The sequence below is a fragment of the Actinomycetospora chlora genome (assembly GCF_039542135.1).
Lineage (GTDB): Bacteria > Actinomycetota > Actinomycetes > Mycobacteriales > Pseudonocardiaceae > Actinomycetospora > Actinomycetospora chlora.
Map to the genome: position 1 here is coordinate 40,931 of NZ_BAABHO010000042.1, position 16,804 is coordinate 57,734.

Here is a 16,804-nt window from a genome sequence, read left to right on the forward strand (position 1 = left end):
GACCTCAGACGACCCGAGCGGTCAGGAGCAGGTACTCCCAGCTCATGACGCCGGTCGTGCCGCCGTACCGGGCGGCGAGCCCCTCGAGCGCCGCGTCGAGCTCGGCCGTGCGCGCCGGGTCGTCGGCGACGGTGCGGTAGGCGACGATCGTCGGCCCGTAGGTCTCGCGCCAGTAGGCCCGGAACGCCTCCGGGGTGTCGAACGCCGAGACCGTCACCGTCCGCTTCTCGGTGACGACGTCGGTGACCCGGTCGCCGAGCAGCGCGCGCACGTGCGCCTCGTCGCCCCACCGCGGCGGTGGCATGGCGCCGGGCGGGGGCGGCGGCACGAACGGCTTCATGGCCGCGAACAGCTCGCCGACGAAGCCCTCCGGCGTCCAGCTGATCAGCCCGATCCGCCCGCCGGGACGGGTGACGCGCACGAGCTCGTCGGCCGCCTGCTGGTGGTGCGGCGCGAACATGACACCGACGCAGGACAGGGTGACGTCGAAGGTGTCGTCGGCGTAGGGCAGCGCCTCGGCGTCGCCCTCCTCCCAGCGGATGGTGACCCCGCGCGCCGCGGCGGCCTCGCGCCCGGCGACGAACAGCTCCGGCGTGAGGTCGGACGCGGTGACGTCCGCCCCGGCGCGCGCGGCGGGCACGGCGACGTTGCCCGTGCCGGCGGCGACGTCGAGCACCCGCTCGCCCGGGCGCACGCCGGCGGCGCCGACGAGGACTGGGCCGAGCTCGGCGATGAGGCGGGCGGCCACGTCGGGGTAGTCGCCGAGGCCCCACATCGTGCGGTGGCGGGCCTTGAGGGCACGATCGGCCGCCTGGTCGGCGGTCACGTCGGTCTCGGTCATCGCGATCTCCTCACGCTGGGTGGTCCTGGCTGGTCACCAGGGTCGCGCGCGGGCGCGGAACCGCACATGGGGAGCCGTTCCCCATCTTTCCTCGACGTCCTTCTGGGCCGTTCGGACGTTCCGACGAAGAGATTGATCACGTACCGTCACCATCTGTGGAGCTGCTCGAACGGTCGGACGAGCTGCGCCTCCTGGACCGGGCGTGGCAGGAGGCGCGGGCCGGATCGGGCTCGGTCGTCGTCCTCGCGGGCGAGTCGGGCATCGGCAAGACCTCGCTGGCGCGCTCGTTCGCCGACGGCCTGCGCGACGCGGAGGTGCTCTGGGGCGTCTGCGACCCGCTGGGCGTGCCGCGCCCGCTCGGCCCGCTGCACGACGTCGCCGCCGACCTCGGCGAGCCCGTCGCCGGGCTGCTCGCCACCGGCGTCCCGCCCCACGAGATCCACCGCGCGCTGCTCGACACGCTGGCGGCGCGCTCGCTCGTCCTCGTCGTCGACGACCTGCAGTGGGCCGACGAGGCGACGATCGACCTGCTGCGCTTCCTGCTGCGCCGGGTCGCGGGGTGCCGCTCGCTGGTGCTCACCACCCACCGCGACGACGAGCCGGACCCGCAACCCGCGCTGCGCGCCCTGCTCGGGGACGTCGCCCGGGTCCCGTCGGCCCAGCGGGTGGAGCTCGGGCCGCTCTCGGTCGACGCGGTCTCGGCGCTCGTCGGGGAGCGCGGGATCGACCCGGTCGACCTGCACCGGCGCACCCGGGGCAACTCCTTCTACGTCACCGAGATCGTCAGCCGCGGCGGGGCGCCGGACGGCGAGCTCCCCACCTCGGTGCGCGACGCGGTGCTGGCCCGTACCGCCGGCCTCGACCCCACCGCCCGCGACCTCGCCGACCTCCTCGCCTGCGCCTCCGGGCCGGTCCCCGACACCCTGCTGCCCGCGCTGGGCGTCGGGCTGCCGCCGCTGCGGGCCCTCGACGGCGCGGGCCTGCTCGCCCGCGACCGTCGCGGGCTGACCTTCCGCCACGACATCTGCCGGCTGGCCGTCGCGGGCGCGATCCCGCCGGGCGGCGAGGTCGCCCTGCACCGGCGGATGGTCGACGCCCTCGAGACCCTTCCCGACCCCGACCCGGCCGTCCTCGTCCACCACGCGCTGGGCGCCGGCGACGACGGGCGCGTCTTCCGCTACGCGGGGCGGGCCGGGCGCGTGGCGACGGCCGCGGGCGCGCACACCGAGTCGGCCCGCTTCTTCGCCCTCGCGCTCGAGCACGCCCCGCCGGACGCCGCTGCCGCGCGCGCCGGGCTGGAGGAGATGCTCGCCCTCGAGCTCTTCCTCACCGACCGGCTGGACGACGCGATCGCCGCGTGCCGGCGCGCGGTCCGGTGGTGGCGGGCGGAGGGCGACCTCGACGGCGCCGCCGCCGCGTACGAGGCCCGGGCCGTCTTCGAGTGGTACAACGCCGCCCGCGCCGACGCCGACACCCACGTGGCCACCGCCGTCGAGCTGCTCGCCGACCGGGCCGCGCCGGGCAGCCGGGCCGCGACCGTGCTCGGTCACGCCCTGGCCACGCAGGCGTTCCTCGCGGTCCAGGACAACGACGTCGCCACCGCCCGCGCGCTGCACGACCGCGCGCGGATCGTGGCGGACGGGGCCACCGACGAGCGCCTCGAGGTCCGGCTCCGCGTGGTCGACGGGATCGCCGCGATGATGGCCGGGGACACCACCGCCCGCGAGCAGCTCCTGGACGCCGTGGACGTGCCCGGGCACGACTTCCGCGTCGAGCACTCGACGGGCTGGAGCAACCTCGCCAACCTCGACGTCGAGCACCGGCGCCTCGATGCGGCGGCGAAGGCCCTCGAGCACAGCCTGCCGATGACGGTCCACTGGGAGTTCCCGCTCTGCTACGGCTGGCAGCGCGGCGTCCGGGCCCGCCTGCACCTCGAACGCGGCGACTGGGACGAGGCCCGGCGGGACGCCTGCGCGGTCCTGCGCGAGAGCGCCGCGCCGCTGACCCACACCTGGCCGTACCTCGTGGACGGGCTCGTCGCCTTACGCCGGGGCGACGCCGCGGCGGCCGCGGCCGTCGACCGCGGCTGGGACCTCGCGGTGCGCTACGGCGACCCGCTGCGGCTGCTGCCCGCCGTCTCCGCGCTGGCCGAGCGCCAGTGGCTCACCGGCATCCCCGACCCGCGCCTCGCCGACGCCGCGGCGATCCTCGCCGACGCCGGGTCCCGCCCGGGCACGGCGTGGTCGGCCGGGGAGCTCGCGCTGTGGTTGCGGCGGCTCGGCCGGGAGGACGCGACCTCGGTGCCGCCCGTCGCGCCGCCCGACGGCCCGTACCGCGACGCCCTCGCGGGCGACCACCGCCGGGCCGCCGCGGGCTGGGGCGCGCTCGGCGCGCCCTACGAGCAGGCGCTGGCGCTGGTGGACGCCGGCGAGCCCGCCGACGTGTTCGCCGCGCTGGAGATCCTCGACCGGCTGGGCGCTGACGCCGTCGCCGCGAAGGTGCGCCGCGACCTGCGCGAGCGCGGCGTCACCGGCGTGCCGTCCCGGCCCCGCGCCGCGACCCGGGCCAACCCCGCCGGGCTCACCGAGCGGCAGGTCGACGTCGTGCGCCTGGTGGCCGAGGGCCTGACCAACGCCGAGATCGCCGCGCGGTTGTTCATCTCGGAGAAGACCGCCGACCACCACGTTTCGGCGATCCTCGGCAAGCTGGGCGTCGCCACCCGCCGCGAGGCCGCCGCCGCGGCCCGCGGCCTGGGCATCGCGCACGACCGGCGCCGGACGCCGCGCACCCCGGTCTGACCCCGATCTAGGGGGTCACGCAGCGCAACGTGGGGAGCCGTCGCCGATGCCCTGACCTCGGACCCGGCGCCATCGTCGACGCATGGACACCACCCTGCGTCACACCCCCACCCGCGAGGTGCGGGCCGCGCTCCGCGACCTCGGGCCCGTGGCCCTCGGGCTCGCACCGTTCGCCGTGCTCATCGGCGTCACCGGCGTGCGGGCCGGGCTCGGCGGCGGCGCCGGCGTGCTCTCGTCCGCGCTGCTGCTCGGCGGCAGCGCCCAGATCACCGCGCTGACGATGCTCGCCGGCGGCGCCCCGCCGCTGGCGATCCTCGCCGCCGTCGTGCTGGTCAACGCGCGCTTCCTCCTCTACGCCGCCGCCCTGGAACCGTGGTTCCGCGGCCAGCCGGCGTGGTTCCGGTGGCTGGGTCCCCAGTTCGTCGTCGACCCCACCTACGCCCTGGCGGCCCGCCGCGACGACCTCGACGCGGCCGGCCGCCGGCGCTACTGGCTCACCGCGGGCACCGGGCTGCTGGCGGCGTGGGTCGGCCTCACAGCGGCCGGCGCCGCGCTCGCCCCCGTGCTCCCGGCGACGGCGGCGCTCGACGTCGCCGCACCCGCGATGTTCCTGGCCGTGCTCGTCCCCCTGCTGCACGCCCGGCCCGCCCGGGCGGGCGCGTCGGCCGCCGCCGTCACCGCGGTGGTCGCCTCGCCCCTGCCCGACGGCTTCGGCCTGCTGTGCGGCATCGCCGCCGGCGTCGTCGCGGCCACCCTCGCCGATCGGAGCTCGCGATGACCACGACCGTCGTCCTGCTCGCCGCCGCCGTCGCCACCTCGGCGCTGCGCACCGTCCTCGTCACCGTCGTCCCGGCCCACCGCCTGCCCGCCGCCGCGCGCCGGGCCCTGGGCCACCTGGCCCCGGCCGCGCTCGTGGCGCTCGTCGCGGCGGCCGTCGCCGGGCGCCGCGGCCCGGCCGCGCTGCTGCACCCCGGCACCGTCCCGGTGCTCGCCGCCCTCGCGGTGGCCGCCCTCGTCGCCTGGCGGACCCGGCGACGGCCCCGCCCGGCGCTGCCGATCCTGGCCGCCGTCGCCGTCATGATCATCTGGGAGGTCCTGTCGTGACCCGCACCCTGCTCGGCGTCTGGGCCCACCCCGACGACGAGACGTTCCTGTCCTCCGGGCTCGTCCTGGACGCCCACGAGCGCGGCGACCGCGTCGTGCTCGTCACCGCGACCCGCGGCGAACGCGGCACCGACGACCCCGTCGCCTGGCCGCCCGAGCGGCTCGGCCGGTTGCGCGAGCGCGAGCTCGAGGCGGCCCTGGCGGTGCTGGGCGTCGACGAGCACCGCTGGCTCGGCCACGTCGACGGCGCCTGCGCACTGGCGGACGAGCGGATGGCCGCCCGCGCCGTCGCGACCGTCATCGAGGAGGTGCGGCCCGACACGATCGTCACGTTCGGGCCCGACGGCGTCACCGGCCACGACGACCACCGCGCCGTCGGGCGCTGGACCACCCGGGCCCGCGACGCCGTCGCGCCGACCGCGGAACTGCTGCGCGCGGTGCTGGTCCCCGGCTTCACGCGGCGCTTCGCCGACGTCAACGCCGCGCTGGGCATCTTCATGGACGAGCCCGCCGACGACGTCGCGCCCGATCGCCACACCGTGCTCACCGGCGACCGGCTCGACCGCAAGATGGCGGCGATGCTCGCGCAGGACAGCCAGACCCGCCGCCTCGTCGAGGCCGTCGGGTTCGCGGCGTTCCGGCGGTGGTGGGCGGAGGAGGCGTTCGTGCGCACCGCGCCGGCCGTCCGGGCCGCCGCAGCGTGACCAGGTCGTCACGGCGTGTGGTCCATCGGGCGCGACCGAACGCGTTCGTCACCCTGCCGCCGCCCGGTGCTCGTCTGTAACGTGGACAACATCGTGTTCCGGGGCAGGGGAGGGGGCAGCGTGGTCCTCGTCGACAGCGTCACCCGCGCGGGCGGCTCGGTCATCGCACACCGCCGCTCCTCGGAGGAGCCCGCGGTCGGTGCCACCGGTCCGTCGCGGAGCCCGGCCGACCGGGCGCTGACGCGGGCGACGTCGCGGCAGGCCACGCCCCGGCTCGCGAAGTTCCACGTCCCCGAGATCCTCTTCGGTCCCGGGTCGCTGTCGGAGGCCGCGCACGCCGCGGTCCGGCTCGGCGCGCGCCGCCCGTTCCTCGTCACCGACCCGGGGCTGTGCGCGGCCGGCTGGCCCAACCAGCTGTGCGCCCACCTCGCCGAGGCGGGGCTGCGGCCCACCGTGTGGGAGGGCGTCACGCCCAACCCGAAGGACCACGAGATCGCCGCGGGGCACGTCCGCTACCTGCAGGAGGGGTGCGACGTCATCATCGCGCTCGGCGGCGGCTCGGTGATCGACGCGGCCAAGGGCGTGGCGCTGCTCGCCGGCAACGGCGGCACGATCCTCGACTACGAGGGCGTCGACCGGATGGGCCTGCCCATCCCGCCCATGGTGATGGTGCCCTCGACGTCGGGCACGGGCGCGGACGTCTCGCAGTTCTGCATCGTCACCGACACCGCCCGCAACACCAAGATCACGATCTTGGGTCGGGCGCTGGTGCCGGACGTGTCGATCGTCGACCCCTACCTGCTCACCACGATGCCGGACTGGCTCAACGCCGCCACCGGCCTCGACGCGCTGACCCACGGCATCGAGGCCTACGTCTCGCGCGCCCACAACCCCCTCACCGACCACCACGCGCTGCAGGCGATCGCGCTGGTCGGCGAGAACCTCGTGCTCACGATGGACCACCCCGCCGAGGAGGCCCCGCGCACGTGCATGGCGCAGGCCGCCCTCGAGGCCGGTCTGGCGTTCACCAACGCGATCCTCGGGGCCACGCACGCGATGAGCCACCAGGTCGGGGGCCTGCTCGACCTGCCGCACGGCGTCATCAACGGCGTGCTGCTGCCCCACGTCATCCGCTTCAACGCCGCCGCCGAGCCGCACCGGTTCGTGCCGATCGCCCAGGCCCTCGGGCTGCCGGGCGACATCGTCCCGGACTCCGACGCGGGCGCGGTCGAGGCCGCCGAGTGGACCGCGTGCGAGGTCCGCCGCCTCGCCGACGAGCTCGGCGTCCCGAAGGGCCTCGGCGAGATCGGCGTCACCGACGCCGACGTCCCGCTGCTCGCGACGATGACGCTGGCCGACGCGTGCCTGTCCACCAACCCGCGCGGGGCCGACGCGGCGGACATCGAGACGCTGTTCCGGGCGGCCCTGTAGCCCCGATGTCCGTCGACCACCACGATCTGGACCAGCTCACCGGGATCCGCTCCGGCAAGCCGTCCTTCTACATCGAGTACCTCGCCTCCGCCGAGCGGCTGCGGCGGGTGATCCACGCCCTCGACCGGATCTCCCGGGCCCTGGTGCGCACCACCGAGGGACCGGGCACGCTCGTGCGCTCGGTCGCCGAGGCCGCCGCCGAGCACCTCACCGCGCACTGGGTGGTGTTCGCGCTCGCCGAGGGCGCGCTGCCCGAGGCCGCGCCGCGCCACCTGGTGCTGGGGCCGCAGGGCACCGAGGTCGACGCGGCCGACCCGGAGCTGCCGCCGTGGGTCACCGCGCACCTCGACGCGGTGCGCTCGGGGGAGGGCCACACGCACGAGGCGGTGGACACCGCCGACGACGACGGCACCACCGGCACCACCGACGCCGCCCACGACCCGCACCACCTGCACGTCCCGGTGCACCTCGACGGCGACGTCGTCGGTGAGATCGTCGCCTGGACCGGCGCCGAGCGGGCCATCGACGCCACCGACGCCTCGGTGCTGCGCGTGCTCGCGAGCCAGACCGCGGCGGCGCTGCAGAACTCGGCGCTGCACCAGCGCACGATGCGGCTCTACGGCGAGGCGAGCCGGCACGCCGAGGACCTGGCCGCCCGCAACGACCAGCTCCAGCGCACCCGCGACGCGCTCACCGTCGCCCGGCAGCGCGAGGTGCTCGACGCCGAGCGCCACCGCATCGCCCGCGAGCTGCACGACTCGGTGACCCAGTACGCGCTCTCGGCCGGCATGCAGATCGAGGTCGTGCGCTCGGAGATGCGCGACGAGCGCCAGCGCGAGCGCCTCGAGACCGCCAAGGCGCTGACCCGCCGCGCGGTCGAGCAACTGCGGTCGGCGATCTACGCGCTCAACCACTCCGGCGACCGCGGCCCGCAGAGCCTGCCCGCCATGCTCGAGGAGCTCTCCACCGTCCACATGCCCTCCGACCTGCGGGTCGAGGTGCGGCTCGAGGGCCGGCCGGTGGCGCTGTCGTCGGGGGCCGAGCGCTCGCTGTTCCGCGTGGCCGGCGAGGCGCTGTTCAACGCCGCCGTGCACGCCGAGGCGACCGTGGCCGTCGTGCGCCTCGCCTACCGCAAGGACCGCCTGGTGCTCTCGGTGTCCGACGACGGCACCGGCGACCCCGAGCACGTCCGCCGCTCGCTGCGCGTCGCCGCCGCCGGCGACCTCGACGGCTCCCACCGCGGCCTGGTGAACATGGCCGAGCGGGCGCGCGAGATCGGCGGCACCCTGCGCATCCGCCGCGCACCCCAGGGCGGCATCCGGGTGGAGGTGGGCGTACCCCTCTGCCCGTCGCCCGCGCCCGCCGAGATCTCCGAGGAAGCGAGGAACGGGTCATGACCGAGATCCGCGTGCCCGCCCGCAGCACCGCCAAGCGCGGCGAGGTCCGCATCGTTCTCGTCGACGACCACGCGATCGTCCGCCAGGGCCTGCGCTCGGTGCTCGAGCGCGAGCCCCAGTTCTCGATCGTCGGCGAGGCCTCCAGCGCCGCCGAGGCCCTCGCCGTCGTCGCCCACCAGCGGCCGACGATCGTGCTGCTCGACCTCAAGCTCTCCACGAGCTCGGACTCCGAGGGCCTGCAGCTGTGCCGCCAGCTCACCCAGGCGCACCCCGGCGTCGGAGTGCTCGTGCTGACGACGTTCCTCGACGACCGCCTCGTGGTCGAGGCCGTGCACGCGGGCGCGCGCGGCTACGTCGTCAAGGACGTCGACACCACCGAGCTGACCAGCGCCATCCGCGCGGTGTCCCGCGGCGAGTCGGCGTTCGACTCGCGCTCCGCGGCCGCGGTGGTGCGCTCGCTGAACGGCCAGCAGCCCCACGGCGACCCGCTGACCGGCCGCGAGCTCGACGTCCTGCGCCTGCTCGCCCGGGGCATGAGCAACCGCACCATCGGCCGGGAGCTGTTCATCTCCGAGACGACGGTGAAGTTCCACGTCGGCAACCTCATGCGCAAGCTCGACGTCACCCGCCGCGCCGAGGCCGTCTACGCCGCCTCGAAGATGGGCCTCATCTGACGCACCTGCCGGTGCGAGCAACGCGGCATTCTGCTGGCGATCAGTTCTGCACGCCGATAGGGCCAGGATCGCCACATCCTCGCCGGCGCGACACGCCGTATCAGAGCAGCTCGACGTCCAGGCCGGCGAGCACGTCGGGGTCGGCGATCATCTCCAGCGCGACGATGCGCCCGTCGACGACGACGAGCTCGAACGCCGTGTAGACCGTCCCGCCCGGGGCGAACACCGCGCCGACGGCGCCGTCGAGCAGCGCCGGCTGCGCCTCGCGGGCCCGGCCGCTGAACACCCGCGCCACGGCCTCGGCGCCCTGCAGCCGCTCGGCGATCTCCGGGGCGCCGCGGTCGCGGTTGGCCTCGGCGGCGGCGACGGCGACGCGGTCGGCGCGCAGCTCGACGTCGGGGTCGAGGACGGCGAGCAGCCCCGCGAAGTCGCCCTCGCGCGCAGCCGTGAGGAAGGCGTCGACGACCTCCCGGCGCCGTGCCGGGTCGGCCTCCGCGGCGTCCGACCCGCCCTGGACGCGCCGCCGGGCCCGGCTCGCGAGCTGGCGGGCCGCGGCCGGGCTGCGCTCGACGACCGTGGCGATCTCGGCGAACGGGACGCCGAACAGGTCGTGCAGCACGAACGCGAGCCGCTCGGCCGGGTCGAGCCGCTCGAGGACGACGACGAGCGCGGCGCCGAGGGCGTCGGCCTGCGCCGCGCGGGCCTCCGGGTCCGGCTCGGGGTCGGCGGCGTCCGGGGCGTCGTCGAGCGCGGACTCGGCGCGCGTGCCCCGCGAGCGCAGCATCGACAGCGCCACCCGGCTCGCGACCGTCGTCAGCCAGGCGCGGAGGTTCTCCACCTCGGCGACGTCGGTGCGTGCGAGGCGCAGCCACGTCTCCTGCACGGCGTCGTCGGCCTCGGCGGGGCTCCCGAGCAGGCGCAACGTCACCGCGCGCAGGTGCGGGCGGTGGGTCTCGAAGGTGTCGGCGAGCTCGGCGGGGTCCATCGGTCACATCCTCGCGTCGTGGGGCGTCACCACGGAGACCGGCGCGCGCCGGTCGATGTGACAGCGAGGGAGACCACCGTGACCGGACGACTCGAGCACTTCACCCGCGCGCTGCCCGGCTTCGGCGAGGCCGTCGGCGGGATGATCGGCACGATCCGCGCGACGGGTGTGTCCGACACCGTCCGCGAGCTCGTGCACCTGCGCGTGAGCCAGATCAACGGCTGCGCGTTCTGCGTCGACTCGGGGACGAAGACGCTGCGCAAGAACGGCAAGTCCGACGAGCGCCTCGACATGCTGCCCGTCTGGCGCGAGGCCCCGTGCTACTCCGACGCCGAGCGCGCCGCGCTGGGCCTGGCCGAGGCGGCGACGCGGATCGCCGACCGCCCGGACGCGGTGCCCGACGAGGTCTGGGCCGAGGCCGCGCGCCACTTCGACGAGACCGCGCTCGCGGGGCTGGTGGCCCAGATCGCGCTGACCAACCTGTTCAACCACGCCAACGTCGCCATCCGCCGGCCGGTCGGGGCTTGGTAGATCAGGGCAGCGGCGTCAGCAGGCGGTGGGGGCGGCGCAGGGCGCGGCTCACCGCGTCATCACGGGCCTCGCGCTCGCCCTCGGTGTCGGGGTCGAGCCGGCGCGTCTCGAGCGCGGACGGCGGCGGCAGCGTCCCGCACGCGGGGCACAGCCCGCCGGTGGCGAGGTCCGCGCCGCCGGCCGGGCAGTCGGCGTGGCGGAACCGCCGGCGGCCGCCACCGGGCCCCACACGGTGGCGGTCGCCCCAGCGGGCCAGCGTGAACAGCGCCGGCCAGAGGTCGAGCCCGGTGTCGGTGAGGACGTACTCGTCACGCCCGGCGGCGTAGGGTCGGCGCTCGAGGACACCGGCCTCGACGAGCGTCGCCAGCCGGTCGGTGAGCACGGCCCGCGGGATGTCGAGGTGGGCCCGCAGGTCGGCGAAGCGCCGAACGCCGAAGAAGCAGTCGCGCAGCACCAGCAGGGTCCAGCGCTCGCCGACCACCTCGAGGGCACGGGCCAGCGCGCAGTCCTGGCGGTCGTAGTCGCGGCCGAGCGGCACGGCGCCCACGGTAGCCGCTCACAGATGGTTCAATCAACGAACCGATACTGCTAGCGTCCCGGCACGTGACCTCGCCCCGCGCCACCCTGTCCGTCGCCGCGGCCGCCACGTTCCTCGCGCTCGTCGTGTTCACGACGCCGCTGTCGACGCTGCCGTCGACGGCCGCGGCACTCGGGGCCGGTCCGGAGGCGCAGGCGTGGATCCTCAGCTCGATGAGCATCGGGCTCGGTGTCGCCCTGCTCTCGGTGGGCGCCCTGGGCGACGACCTCGGTCGCCGCCGCGTGCTCGTGCTCGGCGCCGTGGTGCTGGCCCTGGCCTCGGTGCTCGGGGCGCTCGCGCCGAACGCGCTCGTGCTGGTGGTGGCCCGGATCCTGCAGGGCATCGGCGCCGCGGCCCTGGTCGCGTGCAGCCAGGGCCTGCTCGGCCACGCGTTCCCGGCCGGGACGCCCGAGGCCCGCTCCGCCAGCGGCATCTGGGGCGCCAGCCTCGCCGCCGGCATCGCCGTCGGGCCGTTCCTGGCGTCGGGGATGGACCGCGCGGTGGGGTGGAGCGGGGCCTACTGGGTCGCCGCCGCGGCGGCCGCCGTCCTCGCCGTCGCCACCCAGCGGCTGGTGGCGGAGTCGCGGGCCGACGAGCCGCGGCCGATCGACCTGCCCGGCGTCGTCGTCCTCGCCGCCGGGCTCGCCGCGCTGCTGGCCGGGCTGACCGAGGGCCGGTCGGGTTTCGGTCGTCCGGGGGTCCTGGCGCTGCTCGTGGCGGGCGTCGTCCTGCTCGTCGCCTTCGTCGTCGTCGAACGGCGGCGCAGCGCCCCGATGCTCGACATGTTGCTCTTCGCCACCCCGGCCTTCGTCGCCGCGACGGTCGGCGCGCTCGCCACCGGCCTCGGCATCATCGCCTCCTCGTCGTTCCTCTCGACCGTCGTCGAGCGCGGGCTCGGCAGCACCGCGCTGGTGGGGGCCACGCTGCTGTTCGCGTGGTCGGGCACCAGCGTCGTCACGGCCCTCCTGGCGCGCCGCCTCCCGGCGGCCTGGTCGGGGCGCCTGCTGCTCGCCGCCGGGCTGGTCGTCATCGCCGCCGGCCAGCTCCTGCTCCTCGGCCTCGACCCCGGCGACTCCCCGGCCACCCTCGCCCCCGGGCTCGTGCTGGCCGGCGCGGCCACCGGCGTCGTCAACGCCGCCCTCGGGCGCGAGGCCGTCGCCAGCGTGCCGCCGGGACGGGGAGCGATGGGCGGCGGCGCCAACAACACCGCCCGCTACGTCGGCTCCGCCATCGGCGTCACCATCGTCGCGGTCGTCGCCACCCGCCCGTCGCTCGGCGCCGGCCCGGCCGCCCTCGTCGCGGGATGGAACGACGCGGTGCCGATCGCGGTGGTGTTCTCGCTGATCGGCGCCGCCGCCGTCGCGGCCTGCCGGCCCCGACGGGTGCGCACCCCCGTGACGACCGGGTGACGCAGCGCCACGTCCGGGGGAGGATCACGGGTATGGACAAGACGAAGCTCGCCGAGACCCAGGGTCCGCTGAAGTCGCAGTACAAGGACGACCCCGAGTCGGCGGTCGTCACGCTCAAGGCCGACGGCGACGTCGACGGCTCGGGCATCGCCTGCCGCGTGCAGACCGCCCAGGCCATCGCCGAGGCCGGCCTGCACCCCGCCACCGGCGGCGACGGCACGCAGCTGTGCTCCGGCGACATGCTGCTCGAGGCGCTCGTCGCCTGCGCGGGCGTGACGCTGCGCGCGGTGTCGACGTCGATGGGCGTCGACGTCCGTGGCGGGTCCGTGCACGCCGAGGGCGACCTCGACTTCCGCGGAACGCTCGGCGTCGCCAAGGACGCGCCGGTCGGGTTCCGCGAGATCCGCCTGCGGTTCGACCTCGACACCGACGCCGACGCCGACACCCTCGCGACGCTGCACAAGCTCACCGAGCGGTACTGCGTCGTCTACCAGACCCTCGCCAAGCCGCCGGAGCTCTCGGTCGAGCTCGCCCCGCGCGAGGCCGCGAGCGCCTGAGGGTCCGGCCCCGGGAACGAACGAACGGCGAGTTCGCTGCTTGCGTAGCAGCGAACTCGCCGTTCGTTCGTCAGGGGCGCGCGCACACGGCCGAGCGCGATCGTCCGGGCGGCGTCAGTCCGTGTGGTACGGGTCGTAGTGGATGTTGAGGAACGGCGTGCCCGCGTCGAGCAGGGCGCTGACCGTCGCGCGGACCATCGGCGGCGAGCCGCTGACGGTGATCTCGCGGTCGGCCCAGGCGCCGTAGCGGGCGACGACCTCGCCCAGCGTCCCGGTCTCCGCGCCGTAGGGCCGGCCGTCGTCCTCCACCACGGGGACGACGGTGAGCCAGGGGTTCTCCTGGGCGGAGCGGCGCAGCGAGTCGATGTCGTAGAGGTCGGGCCAGGTGCGGGCGCCGACGAACAGCGCGACCTTGCGGTCGGTGCCCTCCACGACGAGCTGCTCGATGAGCGCGCGGGCCGGGGCGAGCCCGGTGCCACCGGCGACCATGAGCAGGTCCGAGCGCCCGCGCGGGTCGAGCGTCATCTGGCCCATGGGCGGGCCGATGCGCCACACGTCGCCGACGCGCGCGTGGGACACGATCGCCCGGCTGACCCAGCCGCCGGGCACCGTGCGGACGTGGAACTCCAGCACGCAGTCCGGGCCGGGGGCGTTCGCCGGCGACATCGAGCGCCACATGCGCGGCCGTTGCGGGGTCTCGACGCTGACGTACTGGCCGGCAAGGTAGGGCACCGGCTGGCTGGTCTGCACCCGGACCACCGCGAGGTCCTGCGAGATGCGGCGGTGCTCCATCACCCGCGCCATCCACACCGCGGGGCCGCGCTCGGCGTCGGCGGCCTCCTGCATGGCCTGCGACACGATGCCGTAGGCGCCGACCCAGGCGTCCTCGATGTCACGGGTCCACACCGCGGTGCCGGCGGTCTCGCGCAGCGCGCCGACGAGGGCCTCGCCGACCTTGTCGTAGTGCTCGCTGACCACGCCGAACTTGCGGTGGTCGCGCCCGAGCTGCCGCAGGAACGTCGTGAGTTCGTCGGGCCGGTCGACCATCTGCACGACGTGCACCAGCGCGCGGAGCAGCCGCGTGCGCTGCAGCTCCATCGTCACCGGGAACAGGTCGCGCGTCTCGGGTGCGATGCGGAACAGCCAGCCGTAGAACAGCTGCGTCAGCTCGTCCGACCGGTGGGAGACCGCGGCGAAGCTCGAGCGGATCAGCGACACCATGTCGTTGACGTCGTTCGAGGCGCTCGCGTCGCGGGGGGCCGGCATCCCGGTGTCGGGCGCCCACGCCGACATCGACGTCGTCGGGGCGTTGACCGGGGGCGGCGGCGGGGGCGGCGCGGTGGGCACGTGGAACGGCCCCGACGAGTGACGGGTCACGGGTCCGGGCGGTGCCGCCGCGGGGGCCGAGCCCGGGTACGGGGAGCGCGCACCGCCCGGCGAGCCGTACGGGCCGGACGGGTAGGTCATCGAGCTCCCCTCGGGGTGGTGGGCCGGACGCCCGGGTCCGGGTACGGACAGCGGCCGGTCGTCCGCGATGTCGAAGACCGAGCTGTCGTCCTCCGCGGGGCCGCCGTGGCGACCACCGCCGAGCTGTCCGGAGGAGGTCTCGTAGCCGTCGGGCTCGGGCCGCCCACCGAAGCGGGCCTCGCCGGTGCGCTCGTCGGCACCCGCGGCGCGGTCCCGGCCGAGTGGTCCCCCGGCCAGGGAACGTCCGTCCCTCGCTGCGGTCACGTCTGGTCGACTCCTCGTCCCGGATGACTGGGCTCCCCCGGCGCCGCGCCACCCTAGCGGTTGGTTCCGCCGGCCCGACGCTACTCCGTGTCGCACCCCGTGCCGCTCGGTCGTGTGTTCGTGCGGTCAGCGTACGGCGACGCCCGGTGAGCGGGGCGGATCGGCGACCGGATCGGGTGACGCGGCCGAACGGAGGCGTCACCCGTCGGCGGGGGGCGACCGCTCCCCGTGCGAGGGGTGCCGCCGAACCCCGGGACGCCGCCCGCGATCGGCGGGCGGGCCTCACCCGGCGGCGGTCTCCTCGTCGTCCCGGTCCAGGTCACCGAGGTCCCGACCGGCGGCCGGGCCCTCGGCGCGCGGCGTCGGGCGCGGGGAGGTGGTCGAGCGCGGCGTGGACGTCGTCGGTCGCGGGGTCGTCGACCGGGCCGTGGTCGGCGTCGGCCGCGGGCGTGTGGTCGGGGTGGTGGCGCGCGGCACCGCGGGCGCCGTGCGCGGGGCGGTCGCGGCGGCCGACGAGGGCCGGGGTGCCGGCGCGCCCGCGTCCGCCGGCGGGCGGGGGACCAGCGCGCCGACGATGCCGGCGTCGACCCTCGTGACGGTCGTGGAGCCGCCGGGCTCGGGCACCGGCGTCCCGCCGTCGGGGATCGTCGGCGCCTGGGGCAGGGCGAGCTGCTGGCCGGCGCGCTGGGCGTCGAGGCCCAGGGCGATGCCGACGCCCCCGACGGCGACCGCGGTGAGCACGGCGGCGGCCGCCGGCAGCGAGTGCAGCCCCCGGCGGGCGGTCCGGCCGGACGGGGCGGCGCGGGCGAGCAGGCGGGCCATCTCGTCGGCGCGGGCACGCATGTGCCGTGAGGGGCGGCGCCGCCGCCCCGGCGCCGGCGGTTCCTCCGGGGTGACGACGGCCTCCACGGCCGGCCGCCCCGGAGCGGCGATGTCGGCGAGGGCCGGGACCTCGGGGACCGCGGGCGCCGGCCGTGACGGCGGCGGCGCGGACGGGCGGAAGGCGACGGTGGGCGCGTCCGGGGAGGCGTCCGGGCCGGACGTGGACGCGCGCGTCCCCCCGTCCTCGCCCGGCTCGCGGGCCGCGGGCCCCGGGGCTCGCGTCACGGTGCACCTCCCGGCCCCGCCCGCGCCGTCCCCGACGACGTGACGCGCTGTGCACGAGGCCATCACACGTTGTTGATCGGGGCAGGGTGCCAGACGGGCCGTGGGGGTGGCGGGGGACCCGGTGCGCGCGGTCGGTCCCGGCGACCCCGGTGTGTGCGGGGCGTGACCGCCGGACCCTCTAGGGTGCTCGCACGTGGAGTCGTCACCGGTGGCCGACAGGGTCGCGGCGACGCGCCGGCCACGGTGGGTGCGGGTCGGGCGCGAGTGCCACACGATCGTGGTGATCCGGGCCCGGAGCGTCCGGTGTCTCGGCGGGCGGCGGTGTCGCCGCGACGAGCGCGTCCCGGATCCGACGCGGGGCACCGAACCGGACCGCCGCCCCGGTCGCCGCACACGCGGTCACGGCGAGCGCGGTGCCCGTGCGACCGCCCGTCCGTCGCGGTACGGATGATTCCTGGGACGCACCGGACGGGCGAGACGCGCTCCACGCGGTGGAGCAGTGCAGACGACCGACGGCCGCACGGGACGGCCCCGGGACACGGAGGTTTCATGGCGCGCGGCGTGGCGGTCGACCTGGTCGACGGCGGGGTCGGCACCGGCGGTGGGCCGGTCCCCACGCCCTACCCGCGGGAGCACCGCCCGCGTGTCCCGTCGGCCTCCGGGACGGCCGGACCGGCGGCCGGGACCGCCGCGGGGCCCGACACCGAGGCCGCCGAGGCCGGCGCGGCCGCGGACGGGGACGCCGGCACCGACGTCGCGACCCCGGCGCGGGGCGGAGCCGTCACCCCCGGGAACACCACCGCGACCACGCCCGCCATCCCGGCCCCCGCCGGCGAGCCCGACCCCGGCCCCTCCACCGGGCCGCTCACCCGCACCGCCGACGGGCACTCGACCGTCGAGGACCTCCCGGCCCCGATCCCGACGGTGGATCCGGCGGAGGCGGAGGAGTTCCTGCGGT

The 16,804-nt window shown here is 76.6% G+C and carries 15 protein-coding genes and 1 pseudogene; 11 read left to right on the forward strand and 5 right to left on the reverse strand.

Annotation, left to right across the window (positions count from 1 at the left end):
• Positions 1–4 precede the first annotated feature (4 nt).
• A complete protein-coding gene (locus ABD994_RS22480; protein WP_345420418.1) occupies positions 5–841 on the reverse strand; it encodes a class I SAM-dependent methyltransferase in 837 nt (278 codons plus the stop codon).
• A 155-nt stretch (positions 842–996) separates the two neighbouring features.
• Here ABD994_RS22480 and ABD994_RS22485 point away from each other — a divergent pair, with 155 nt between their 5' ends.
• The 7 genes from ABD994_RS22485 to ABD994_RS22515 all read left to right on the forward strand — a co-directional run bounded on the left by ABD994_RS22485 (position 997) and on the right by ABD994_RS22515 (position 8,949).
• Positions 997–3,639 (forward strand): AAA family ATPase, encoded by a 2,643-nt coding sequence (locus ABD994_RS22485; protein WP_345420421.1) that lies wholly within the window; start codon positions 997–999, stop codon positions 3,637–3,639.
• An 82-nt stretch (positions 3,640–3,721) separates the two neighbouring features.
• Entirely contained in the window at positions 3,722–4,417 is a 696-nt protein-coding gene (locus tag ABD994_RS22490) for an AzlC family ABC transporter permease (protein ID WP_345420424.1), read from the forward strand.
• Positions 4,414–4,743, forward strand: a complete 330-nt coding sequence (locus ABD994_RS22495; protein WP_345420427.1) for an AzlD domain-containing protein — start codon at positions 4,414–4,416, stop codon at positions 4,741–4,743. Before ABD994_RS22490 ends, ABD994_RS22495 begins: the two co-directional genes overlap by 4 nt.
• Positions 4,740–5,447, forward strand: a complete 708-nt coding sequence (locus ABD994_RS22500; RefSeq protein ID WP_345420430.1) for a PIG-L deacetylase family protein — start codon at positions 4,740–4,742, stop codon at positions 5,445–5,447. The genes ABD994_RS22495 and ABD994_RS22500 overlap by 4 nt, the downstream gene beginning before the upstream one ends.
• A gap of 120 nt (positions 5,448–5,567) precedes the next feature.
• Positions 5,568–6,878, forward strand: coding sequence for an iron-containing alcohol dehydrogenase (locus ABD994_RS22505; protein ID WP_425550103.1), 1,311 nt, complete (start codon positions 5,568–5,570; stop codon positions 6,876–6,878).
• 5 nt (positions 6,879–6,883) lie between these two features.
• Positions 6,884–8,275, forward strand: a complete 1,392-nt coding sequence (locus ABD994_RS22510; protein WP_345420433.1) for a MadS family sensor histidine kinase — start codon at positions 6,884–6,886, stop codon at positions 8,273–8,275.
• Complete coding sequence (locus ABD994_RS22515) at positions 8,272–8,949, forward strand: MadR family response regulator transcription factor (protein WP_345420436.1); 678 nt, start codon at positions 8,272–8,274, stop codon at positions 8,947–8,949. Before ABD994_RS22510 ends, ABD994_RS22515 begins: the two co-directional genes overlap by 4 nt.
• A gap of 100 nt (positions 8,950–9,049) precedes the next feature.
• Here the strand turns inward: ABD994_RS22515 and ABD994_RS22520 are convergent, their stop codons facing one another.
• The gene (locus ABD994_RS22520) at positions 9,050–9,934 is read right to left on the reverse strand and encodes a sigma-70 family RNA polymerase sigma factor (RefSeq protein ID WP_345420439.1); all 885 of its coding nucleotides are present in this window, start codon (positions 9,932–9,934) and stop codon (positions 9,050–9,052) included.
• Between the two features lie 78 nt (positions 9,935–10,012).
• Here ABD994_RS22520 and ABD994_RS22525 point away from each other — a divergent pair, with 78 nt between their 5' ends.
• Complete coding sequence (locus ABD994_RS22525) at positions 10,013–10,465, forward strand: carboxymuconolactone decarboxylase family protein (protein ID WP_345420442.1); 453 nt, start codon at positions 10,013–10,015, stop codon at positions 10,463–10,465.
• A gap of 1 nt (position 10,466) precedes the next feature.
• On the opposite strand, the gene ABD994_RS22530 is transcribed toward ABD994_RS22525, so the two are convergent.
• Positions 10,467–11,003, reverse strand: a complete 537-nt coding sequence (locus ABD994_RS22530) for a winged helix-turn-helix transcriptional regulator (protein WP_345420445.1) — start codon at positions 11,001–11,003, stop codon at positions 10,467–10,469.
• Between the two features lie 65 nt (positions 11,004–11,068).
• Between ABD994_RS22530 and ABD994_RS22535 the strand changes: the two genes are divergently transcribed.
• Positions 11,069–12,451, forward strand: coding sequence for an MFS transporter (locus ABD994_RS22535; protein ID WP_345420448.1), 1,383 nt, complete (start codon positions 11,069–11,071; stop codon positions 12,449–12,451).
• A gap of 32 nt (positions 12,452–12,483) precedes the next feature.
• A complete protein-coding gene (locus tag ABD994_RS22540; protein WP_345420453.1) occupies positions 12,484–13,008 on the forward strand; it encodes an OsmC family protein in 525 nt (174 codons plus the stop codon).
• Between the two features lie 114 nt (positions 13,009–13,122).
• On the opposite strand, the gene ABD994_RS22545 is transcribed toward ABD994_RS22540, so the two are convergent.
• Complete coding sequence (locus tag ABD994_RS22545; protein ID WP_425550104.1) at positions 13,123–14,229, reverse strand: FAD-binding oxidoreductase; 1,107 nt, start codon at positions 14,227–14,229, stop codon at positions 13,123–13,125.
• 792 nt (positions 14,230–15,021) lie between these two features.
• Positions 15,022–15,846, reverse strand: coding sequence for a hypothetical protein (locus ABD994_RS22550; protein ID WP_345420459.1), 825 nt, complete (start codon positions 15,844–15,846; stop codon positions 15,022–15,024).
• Positions 15,847–16,395: 549 nt separating this feature from the next.
• Between ABD994_RS22550 and ABD994_RS22555 the strand changes: the two are divergent.
• Positions 16,396–16,804 (forward strand): annotated as a pseudogene (locus ABD994_RS22555) (hypothetical protein); the annotation flags it as partial.